This window comes from Vibrio sp. MED222 (assembly GCF_000153005.1).
In the GTDB taxonomy this organism is placed as follows: domain Bacteria; phylum Pseudomonadota; class Gammaproteobacteria; order Enterobacterales; family Vibrionaceae; genus Vibrio; species Vibrio tasmaniensis_A.
On the sequence record NZ_CH902609.1, the window covers coordinates 379,302 to 389,741 of the forward strand.

Consider the following 10,440-nt stretch of genomic DNA (forward strand, 5'->3'; position numbering starts at 1 on the left):
ACAGCACCAAGTTTTGCGGTTTTGCACCACGCCATGAGTAAATAGATTGGTCATCGTCACCTACGACCGTCAAACGACCACGCTCTCCCACAAGCAGACGCACCAATTCATATTGGCTGGTGTTGGTATCTTGATACTCATCGACAAGTAAATAGCGAATACGAGACTGCCAGCGCTCACGCACTTCTTGATTGGTTTTCAGAAGTAATACTGGCATCGCAATCAGATCATCAAAATCGAGCGCGTTGTATGCCTTCATCTGTTTCTGGTACATCTCAAAACAGAATGCAAACAACTGCTCTTGTTCGCCTTGAGCTCGAGCTTTCGCCTGATCTGGCGTCAGCATGTCATTCTTCCAATTCGAAATGGTGCTCATTAAAGCACGCAGCAGATCCTTATCACCATCGATCTGTCTCTCTGTTAGCTCTTTTAATAGCGCCAACTGGTCTTGGTCATCAAATAGAGAGAAGCCCGCTTTCAGACCCAGCGCTTTGTATTCACGACGAATGATAGTTAAGCCCATGGTATGAAAAGTCGAAACGATCAGGCCTTTCGATTCACCTTTACCCAGAGTTTGCCCCACACGTTCTTTCATCTCGCGTGCCGCTTTATTGGTAAAAGTTACCGCTGCAATATTGCGTGCCTTGTAACCACACTCTTGAACCAAGTAAGCAATCTTATTCGTGATAACACGTGTTTTACCAGATCCTGCGCCTGCTAATACTAAACAGGGGCCCGAAACATATTTCACGGCTTCATCTTGTCTTGGGTTCAGTTTCATTTGGTTCTCAATTTGGTCTATCGGGGCGAATTCAATTGCGCGCCTATAATAATGCTGCAACACCTCGAATGCTACGCTCTCTTATGCAAGAATTTTATATCACATATGAAAAACTATGTTGCACTTATGTATGGGTCTTAGGCTATAATGAATGAACGTTCATTCATTAGTGAGTATATTATCACTGTCTGGTTTTTATTCTATGATAGATAAAAGACAACAAATTATAGATGCCGCCGAAAAACTGATTGCTGAATCAGGCTTTCACGGACTTTCTATGCATAAACTAGCTAAAGAAGCAGGAGTTGCGGCTGGAACTATTTATCGCTACTTCTCAGACAAAGAAGAACTATTACAACAAGTTCGCTTAGCTGTCACTCAACGAAATGCTGGTTTAATTCAGCAAGGCGTTGAAGATTCGATGAGTCTAAAAGAACGATTTAGAAAAATGTGGCTCAACATTTTCGAGCTCTCGGGATCAAACATCTGCAATTTAAAGAATAGAGCTCAATACGACTCTTTACCTTGTATTCGCAGCCATGAGACCAAAGAGATTGAACGAAAAATGTTCCACAAAATAGATCAACTCTTTACTGAAGGTAGAGAGCAAGGGGTGTTTAAGCCTCTAGAAAACCCTGTTTTAGCAGCACTTAGCTTAGAAGTCAGTGTCACGCTGGCCCGTAAGCAATCTCTTGGATATTACCAACTTGATAAAAAAGCCATTGAAGCGGCGATTGAAGCAAGTTGGGATGCGATTATTACACACTAATTTGGAGTTCTAACTAGAATGAAAAAGTGGACTTTCTTCATGTTACTCATCGCTGTACTACTTTTCGGCAGCGTTATTGGGTTTAACATGTTTAAACAACAAAAAATTGCTGAGTTTATGGCTAACCGACCTGAGCCAGAGTTTCCAGTAACGGTAACAGAAGTTCAACCTATCGACTGGGTTCCAGTAATCGAAGCTATCGGCTTCATCGAACCTAACCAAGGTGTAACACTAGCGAACGAAACCAGCGGTGTTATTGACCAAATCTCTTTTGGTTCTGGTACTGATGTTAAAAATGACCAACTTCTTGTTCGTCTTGATTCCGGCGTAGAAAAGGCAAATCTAAAGAGCTCTGAAGCTCGCCTGCCTGCGGCAAAAGCAAAATACAAACGCTACCAAGGTCTTTTTAAGAAAGGTTCTATTTCTAAAGAAGCATACGATGAAGCAGAAGCAAACTTCTATTCTCTATCTGCTGATATTGAAAGCCTAAAAGCATCTATCGAACGTCGTGAAATTCGTGCTCCTTTCGATGGAAAAGTGGGCATTCGTAACGTTTACCTAGGTCAATACCTGCAATCAGGTACGGATATCGTTCGTTTAGAAGATACCAGTGTCATGCGCCTGCGCTTCACGGTTTCTCAAACTGATATCTCTCGCATCCATGTGGGTCAAGCTATCGACATCTTTGTTGATGCCTACCCAGAGAAGCCATTTGAAGGTTCTATCAGTGCCATCGAACCAGCAGTAAGCATCCAAAGTGGTCTTATCCAAGTTCAAGCAGATATTCCAAACAATGATGGCAAGCTTCGTAGCGGTATGTTCGCTCGTGCTAACATCATTCTGCCTAAGCTAGAGAACCAAGTTACTCTTCCTCAAACAGCGATTACTTTCACTCTATATGGTGACAATGTTTACATCTTAACTGAAGAAGACGGAGTTCAGCGTGTTGCTCAACATGTTGTAAAAGTAGGTGAGCGTACGGCTGATATTGCACACATCCTTGATGGTGTAAAAGCTGGCGATACAGTTGTAACTTCTGGCCAAGTACGCCTAAGTAACGGCGCCAAAGTTAAAGTTGTTGAAAGTGATGCGATCACTCCACCATCTGAAACACCTAAGCTGTAACTGGAGGCACAATGCGCTTTACTGATGTTTTTATTAAACGTCCAGTTCTAGCGGTATCCATCAGCTTTTTGATTGCTCTGCTTGGCTTACAAGCAATCTTCAAAATGCAGGTGCGTGAATACCCTGAAATGACGAATACCGTGGTGACAGTCTCAACTGGTTACTATGGTGCAAGTGCCGATCTTATCCAAGGCTTTATCACCCAGCCCCTCGAACAGGCTGTGGCTCAAGCGGATAACATCGATTATATGACATCTTCTTCTGTGCTAGGTAAATCTACGATTACCGTGAACATGAAGTTGAACACCGACCCGAATGCGGCATTGTCTGACATACTGGCCAAGACAAACTCGGTACGTTCTCAGCTACCTAAAGAGGCTGAAGATCCAACCGTAACCATGTCTACCGGTTCAACAACCGCTGTACTCTATATTGGTTTTACCAGTGACGAATTGGTATCGAGCCAAATTACCGACTATCTAGAGCGTGTAATCAACCCGCAGCTATTTACGGTTAATGGTGTATCTAAAGTTGACCTATATGGTGGTATGAAATACGCACTGCGCGTATGGCTAGACCCATCAAAAATGGCGGCGATTGGTCTGACTGCATCTGATGTAATGACGGTACTGAACGCTAACAACTACCAATCAGCTACGGGTCAAGCGACCGGTGAGTTCGTGCTTTACAACGGCAGTGCCGATACTCAGGTATCAAACACTGAAGAACTAGAGAATCTAGTCGTGAAAAGCGGAGAAGGTGAGATCATTCGCCTATCCGATATCGCGAAAGTTTCTCTTGAGAAAAGTCACGATGTTTACCGAGCAAGTGCTAACGGCCAAGAGGCGGTTGTAGCCGCGATCAATGCGGCGCCAAGTGCGAACCCAATCAACATCGCAGCTGATGTACTGGAACTTCTTCCTCAATTAGAGAAGAACCTACCAAGCAACATCTCAATGAACGTCATGTACGATTCAACTATTGCGATTAACGAGTCAATTCAAGAAGTTATTAAGACTATCCTTGAAGCGGCATTAATCGTATTGATCGTGATTACTTTATTCTTAGGTTCATTCCGAGCGGTACTGATCCCTATTATTACTATCCCACTGTCTTTGATTGGTGTGGCAATGGTAATGCAGGCAATGGGTTTCTCTTGGAATCTAATGACACTACTTGCAATGGTACTTGCCATCGGTCTAGTGGTAGATGATGCGATCGTAGTACTTGAAAACGTCGACAGGCATATCAAGCTCGGCGAGTCCCCTTTCCGTGCAGCGATTATCGGTACCCGCGAAATTGCGGTGCCTGTTATCGCAATGACGTTAACGCTAGGTGCGGTATATGCTCCAATTGCGATGATGGGTGGTATTACAGGCTCGCTATTTAAAGAGTTTGCATTAACCCTAGCGGGTTCGGTTTTCGTATCAGGCATTGTGGCACTAACGCTCTCGCCAATGATGTGTTCGAAAATGCTGAAAGCTCACGCTGAGCCAAGCAAGTTTGAGCAGAAAGTTCATAGCGTGCTAGATGGCATGACTAACCGTTACGAGCGTATGCTTGGTGCGGTAATGCAACATCGTCCAGTATTTATTGGTTTTGCTATCATCGTATTTGCAAGTTTACCGTTGTTGTTCAAATTCATCCCTAGTGAGCTAGCACCTTCAGAAGATAAAGGTGTAATCATGTTGATGGGTACAGCACCGTCGAATGCAAACTTAGACTTCATGCAAAATACCATGAACGACGTAAACCAGATTCTGTCTGATCAGCCAGAAGTTGCTTACGCACAGGTATTTACAGGTGTGCCAAATGCAAACCAAGCATTTGGTATCGCGTCTATGGTTCCTTGGAGCGAACGTGAAGCAAGCCAATCAGACGTAGCAAACCGCGTTGGTAATTTGGTGAAAGATGTTCCAGGAATGGCGGTAACTGCATTCCAAATGCCAGAACTACCCGGTGCTGGTTCAGGCCTTCCAATTCAATTTGTCATAACAACGCCAAACAGTTTTGAAAGCTTGTTCCAAATTACCACAGACATTCTGGCTGATGTCTCTTCAAACCCGTTGTTCGTATATTCAGATCTCGACCTGAACTACGACTCAGCAACCATGAAGATCAACATCGACAAGGATAAAGCAGGCGCATACGGTGTGACCATGCAAGATATCGGTATCACGCTCGGTACCATGATGTCTGATGGCTACGTGAACCGTATAGACTTGAATGGCCGTTCTTACGAGGTTATTCCTCAAGTTGAACGTAAATTCCGTTTGAACCCAGAATCAATGAACAACTACTACGTACGTGCTGCAGACGGCAACGCTGTACCACTAGGCAGTTTGATTACGATTGATGTTGTGGCAGAGCCTCGCTCTCTTCCTCACTTCAACCAATTGAACTCGGCGACGATTGGTGCGGTACCGGCTCCAGGCGCTGCAATGGGTGATGCAATTGCGTGGTTTGAAGACACGGCAGCGAATAAGCTTCCAAGTGGCTACAACCATGACTACATGGGTGAAGCACGCCAATACGTAACAGAAGGTAGCGCACTTTACGCGACCTTTGGTTTAGCTCTGGCAATCATCTTCTTGGTATTGGCGATTCAGTTTGAATCACTGAAAGACCCACTGGTTATCATGGTATCTGTACCACTGGCGATCTGTGGTGCCCTAATAGCTCTGGCTTGGGGCGCGGCAACGATGAACATCTACTCGCAAGTTGGTTTGATCACCTTAGTCGGCCTGATTACCAAGCACGGTATCTTGATTTGTGAGGTTGCGAAAGAAGAGCAGCTGCACAATCAAAAAACTCGTATTGAAGCGGTAATGGAAGCAGCGAAGGTTCGTCTTCGTCCAATCCTGATGACAACGGCTGCGATGATCGCGGGTCTAATCCCACTGATGTACGCAAGTGGTGCGGGTGCGGCTCAGCGTTTCAGTATTGGTATCGTAATCGTTGCTGGTTTAGCAATTGGTACTCTCTTCACGCTATTTGTACTGCCAGTGATTTACAGCTACTTAGCTGAAAAACACAAACCTCTACCTGTATTTGTTGAAGACAAAGACCTAGAAAAACTAGCTCGTGTCGATGAAGCAAAAGCAGCGCACAGAGAATTAGCTGATAATAAGTAATCACTAAGTCGTAATAACAATAAAAAGGCTACTTCGGTGGCCTTTTTTTGTACGCCATAGGCGACATCTCAAGTGTGATTAAATAGAATAGTGGTAAATATTCAGGAGTTTTAATTGATATGTTTGATCCAAAAAAACTAGAGCAGATTGCTAAGCAGATCCACGATTCTATGCCTCAACCAGTAAAAGAGCTTGGTTCAGACGTAGATCAAAAAGTTCGTCAGGTTATCCAAGGCCAACTGAACAAGCTAGACGTTGTAAGCCGTGAAGAGTTTGATGTTCAAACACAAGTACTACTGCGCACTCGCCAAAAGCTGACTGAAATGGAACAAAAGCTAGCGGACTTAGAAGCGAAGATTGCCGACAAATAAGCGTAAAAGAAAGCAAACTGAAAGGGTTGGTGTGAAAACACCAACCCTTTTGTATTTCTGAAGCTCAATCAAGGACTGAAAGTCGACGAATACTTATCAAACAATGTTCATTTTATTGATTTTTAAGACTTTGTTACTAAAAGCAAAAAGGCTTGGTCAACGGCGACCAAGCCTTTTTATTAGATGTTGTGTTGCTTATTTATAACTCCAACCTGTAAGGAGTTAGTGATACTGCTTCGCTTTTTCTACAAATTTATCAGTATCTAAGCGACTAATTAACCGCCTACAGCGATACGCTTCATGTCGCTCATGTAGCTACGTAGCTCTTCACCGATGTACTCGACAGGGTGGTTACGGATAGCTTCGTTTACTTCAATTAGCTTAGCGTTATCAACTTGGTTAGATGTTTCACCTAGACCACGGCCGATTACGTCTGTTGCAACTGAAGGCATGAACTTCTCACGTAGTAGCGGTGTTGCTACGTTAGCGAATAGGTAGTTACCGTACTCAGCAGTATCAGAGATTACAACGTTCATTTCGTAAAGACGCTTACGAGCAACTGTGTTTGCGATTAGTGGAAGCTCATGTAGAGATTCGTAGTAAGCCGACTCATCGATGATGCCAGATGCTGTCATTGCTTCGAATGCTAGCTCAACACCCGCACGAACCATAGCAACCATAAGGATACCGTTATCGAAGTACTCTTGCTCTGAGATTTCTACGTCAGAAGCTGGGTAGTTTTCGAATGCAGTTTCACCAGTCTCTTCACGCCAGCCTAGTAGGTTCACGTCATCGTTCGCCCAGTCAGCCATCATAGTGCTAGAGAAGTGACCAGAAATGATGTCATCCATGTGCTTGTTGTAAAGCGGACGCATTAGATCTTTTAGCTCTTCAGAAAGCTCAAACGCTTTAACTTTAGCAGGATTAGATAGACGGTCCATCATGTGAGTTACGCCACCGAACTTAAGTGCTTCAGTAATCGTTTCCCAACCGTATTGTAGAAGTTTACCTGCGTAGCCTGGTTCGATGCCATCAGCAATCATCTTCTCGTAAGATACGATAGAACCCGCTTGTAGCATGCCACAAAGGATAGTTTGCTCACCCATAAGGTCAGATTTAACTTCAGCTACGAAAGAAGACTCTAGGCAACCTGCACGGTGACCACCAGTGCCTGCAGCCCAAGCTTTAGCGATATCCCAACCTTCGCCTTTAGGGTCGTTTTCTGGGTGAACAGCGATCAGTGTTGGTACACCAAAGCCACGCTTGTACTCTTCGCGAACTTCAGAACCTGGACACTTAGGTGCAACCATTACAACGGTAAGGTCAGAACGTAATTGCATGCCTTCTTCAACAACGTTAAAGCCGTGAGAGTAACCAAGAGCAGCGCCTTGCTTCATTAGGGGCATTACTGTTTCAACAACGTTTGTATGTTGCTTATCTGGAGTAAGGTTGATAACTAGATCTGCTTGAGGGATTAGCGTTTCGTAGCTACCCACAACAAAGCCGTTTTCATCAGCATTCTTGAATGATTGACGCTTCTCATCAATTGCAGCTTGGCGAAGAGCGTAAGATACGTCTAGACCAGAATCACGCATGTTTAGACCTTGGTTTAGGCCTTGAGCACCACAGCCAACAATGACGATCTTCTTGCCTTCAAGGTATTCAGCTTCAGTCGTAAATTCTTCACGATCCATGAAACGGCAGCGACCTAATTGGTCTAGTTGCTCACGAAGGTTTAATGTATTGAAATAGTTAGCCATTGTAGGGCACTCCTTTAAAAATAAGTCCGTAAGGTCGATATCTCTCTATCGAATGACTTCATACTAAAACAGACACTCCGTTGCTGAAAGTGATATATTCACAATTAGTTATTGCAATAAATGCAACATGGAAATGATCGCAAAACATGAACATAAAATCTCTACAATTATTTATACATTTATGTGATAGCAAGAGTTTCAGCAAAACAGCAGCTGCTATGCACGTCAGTCCTTCTGCCCTTAGTCGTCAAATACAAAAGCTTGAGGAAGAAACAGGGCAAGAACTGCTTATCAGGGATAATCGAAGTGTTGACCTCACACCAGCAGGGAAACATCTGTTGCCTGTGGCATTGAGCATCGTTGGCGAGTGGCAGCAATATAATCTCCACCTAAAAGGCGGAGAACAGGAGCTCAAGGGTGAGATCCGCATTTTCTGTTCCGTAACAGCAAGCTACAGTCACCTTCCTGAACTCATTACTGAATTCAGGGCTATTCATCCGTATATTGAGTTTAAGCTCTCTACTGGTGACCCAGCGCAATCCATCGACAAGATACTAAATGATGAGGCTGATATTGCTATCTCAGCAAAACCAGACATTCTTCCCTCAAGATTAGAGTTCGAAACCATCAGCGATATACCACTGTCAGTCATCATCCCATCCGGTGTCAGTAGTTTTAGCCAGCAGCTGCAATCAGAGAAACCAAACTGGAATGAAGTGCCTTTTATCATCCCAGAAGCAGGTACTGCACGAGAACGTGCGAACGCGTGGTTCAAAAAGATGAAGATAAAGCCCAACATTTACGCTCAGGTATCAGGTCATGAAGCTATCGTAAGTATGGTTGCTCTTGGCTGTGGGGTTGGTATCGCTCCAGACGTTGTAATCAACAACAGCCCAGTGAGAGATAAAGTCGATCGTTTAAAAATAGAACCAATCAAACCCTTTGAATTAGGTGTCTGCTGTAAACGATCTCAACTTGAGAACCCATTGATTAGAGCGTTCTGGCAGGTAGCCGAAGGAAAGTATATCCCTGACTAGTTATCTATAAGCGATAACAAGCAGATGTGGAGGCACAGATAAAGAGCACGTTAGTGCTCTTTTTTGTTTTTCATAAACGACAAATATGAAAAAATCCCGCTGATTTCTCAGCGGGCTTTTCAATGGTGGTGGAGGGATAGGGATTTGAACCCTAGAACCGCTATTAACGGTTGCCGGTTTTCAAGACCGGTGCTTTCGACCACTCAGCCATCCCTCCAACAAATTGTCATCAATAGATTAGTACACTACTGATGTTGTTAATTGCTAATGCAAGTAACGTTATTTAAAGCCTGGCGATGTCCTACTCTCACATGGGGAAGCCCCACACTACCATCGGCGCTATTGTGTTTCACTTCTGAGTTCGGCATGGAATCAGGTGGGTCCACAATGCTATGGTCGCCAAGCAAATTTTGCTTTTACTTTCAGTTTTTTAAAAACTGAAGGCAAAATAATCTGGAAAACTGATTTAAAAGTCTCTCATCAAACTCATTCAAGCGTTTGGTATTTCTTTGAGTCCACAAAACCCCTTGGGTGTTGTATGGTTAAGCCTCACGGGCAATTAGTACAGGTTAGCTCAATGCCTCGCAGCACTTACACACCCTGCCTATCAACGTCGTAGTCTACGACAACCCTTTAGGACACTTATAGTGCCAGGGAAAACTCATCTCAAGGCTCGCTTCCCGCTTAGATGCTTTCAGCGGTTATCGATTCCGAACTTAGCTACCGGGCAATGCCATTGGCATGACAACCCGAACACCAGAGGTTCGTCCACTCCGGTCCTCTCGTACTAGGAGCAGCCCCTTTCAATTTTCCAACGCCCACGGCAGATAGGGACCGAACTGTCTCACGACGTTCTAAACCCAGCTCGCGTACCACTTTAAATGGCGAACAGCCATACCCTTGGGACCGACTTCAGCCCCAGGATGTGATGAGCCGACATCGAGGTGCCAAACACCGCCGTCGATATGAACTCTTGGGCGGTATCAGCCTGTTATCCCCGGAGTACCTTTTATCCGTTGAGCGATGGCCCTTCCATTCAGAACCACCGGATCACTATGACCTGCTTTCGCACCTGCTCGAATTGTCATTCTCGCAGTCAAGCGGGCTTATGCCATTGCACTAACCACACGATGTCCAACCGTGTTTAGCCCACCTTCGTGCTCCTCCGTTACTCTTTGGGAGGAGACCGCCCCAGTCAAACTACCCACCAGGCACTGTCCGTAATCCCGATTCAGGGACCAACGTTAGAACATCAAAACTACAAGGGTGGTATTTCAAGGACGACTCCATCACATCTAGCGACGCAATTTCATAATCTCCCACCTATCCTACACATGTAGGTTCAATGTTCAGAAGCCAAGCTGTAGTAAAGGTTCACGGGGTCTTTCCGTCTAGCCGCGGGTACACTGCATCTTCACAGCGATTTCAATTTCACTGAGTCTCGGGTGGAGACAGCGTGGCCA

Annotated in this window: 7 protein-coding genes, 1 tRNA gene, 1 rRNA gene and 1 other annotated feature; of the genes, 5 read left to right on the forward strand and 4 right to left on the reverse strand. The window is 44.7% G+C overall.

Going from position 1 to position 10,440, the window contains the following annotated elements:
- Positions 1-781: UvrD-helicase domain-containing protein (locus MED222_RS05395; protein WP_009848081.1), on the reverse strand; the 781-nt coding region annotated here is incomplete at its 3' end.
- A 151-nt stretch (positions 782-932) separates the two neighbouring features.
- Between MED222_RS05395 and MED222_RS05390 the strand changes: the two genes are divergently transcribed.
- The 4 genes from MED222_RS05390 (at position 933) to ubiK (ending at position 6,180) form a co-directional block, all read left to right on the forward strand.
- Positions 933-1,550, forward strand: coding sequence for a TetR/AcrR family transcriptional regulator (locus MED222_RS05390; protein ID WP_009848082.1), 618 nt, complete (start codon positions 933-935; stop codon positions 1,548-1,550).
- 18 nt (positions 1,551-1,568) lie between these two features.
- Positions 1,569-2,675 (forward strand): efflux RND transporter periplasmic adaptor subunit, encoded by a 1,107-nt coding sequence (locus MED222_RS05385; RefSeq protein WP_009848083.1) that lies wholly within the window; start codon positions 1,569-1,571, stop codon positions 2,673-2,675.
- An 11-nt stretch (positions 2,676-2,686) separates the two neighbouring features.
- Positions 2,687-5,809 carry a multidrug efflux RND transporter permease subunit gene (locus MED222_RS05380; protein ID WP_009848084.1) on the forward strand — a complete coding sequence of 1,041 codons (3,123 nt, stop codon included), beginning with the start codon at positions 2,687-2,689 and terminating at the stop codon, positions 5,807-5,809.
- A 119-nt stretch (positions 5,810-5,928) separates the two neighbouring features.
- Positions 5,929-6,180: a ubiquinone biosynthesis accessory factor UbiK gene (ubiK, locus tag MED222_RS05375; RefSeq protein WP_009848085.1), complete on the forward strand. Its 252-nt coding sequence runs from the start codon at positions 5,929-5,931 to the stop codon at positions 6,178-6,180.
- Between the two features lie 275 nt (positions 6,181-6,455).
- Here the strand turns inward: ubiK and ilvC are convergent, their stop codons facing one another.
- Positions 6,456-7,940: a ketol-acid reductoisomerase gene (ilvC, locus tag MED222_RS05370; protein WP_009848086.1), complete on the reverse strand. Its 1,485-nt coding sequence runs from the start codon at positions 7,938-7,940 to the stop codon at positions 6,456-6,458.
- 146 nt (positions 7,941-8,086) lie between these two features.
- On the opposite strand from ilvC, the gene ilvY reads away from it, so the two are divergent.
- A complete protein-coding gene (ilvY, locus tag MED222_RS05365; protein ID WP_009848087.1) occupies positions 8,087-8,977 on the forward strand; it encodes an HTH-type transcriptional activator IlvY in 891 nt (296 codons plus the stop codon).
- 126 nt (positions 8,978-9,103) lie between these two features.
- Here the strand turns inward: ilvY and MED222_RS05360 are convergent.
- Positions 9,104-9,194 (reverse strand) — tRNA-Ser (locus tag MED222_RS05360).
- Positions 9,195-9,265: 71 nt separating this feature from the next.
- Positions 9,266-9,381, reverse strand: a 5S ribosomal RNA gene (gene rrf, locus MED222_RS05355).
- A gap of 147 nt (positions 9,382-9,528) precedes the next feature.
- Positions 9,529-10,403, reverse strand: a sequence feature (23S ribosomal RNA rRNA prediction is too short).
- Positions 10,404-10,440 lie beyond the last annotated feature (37 nt).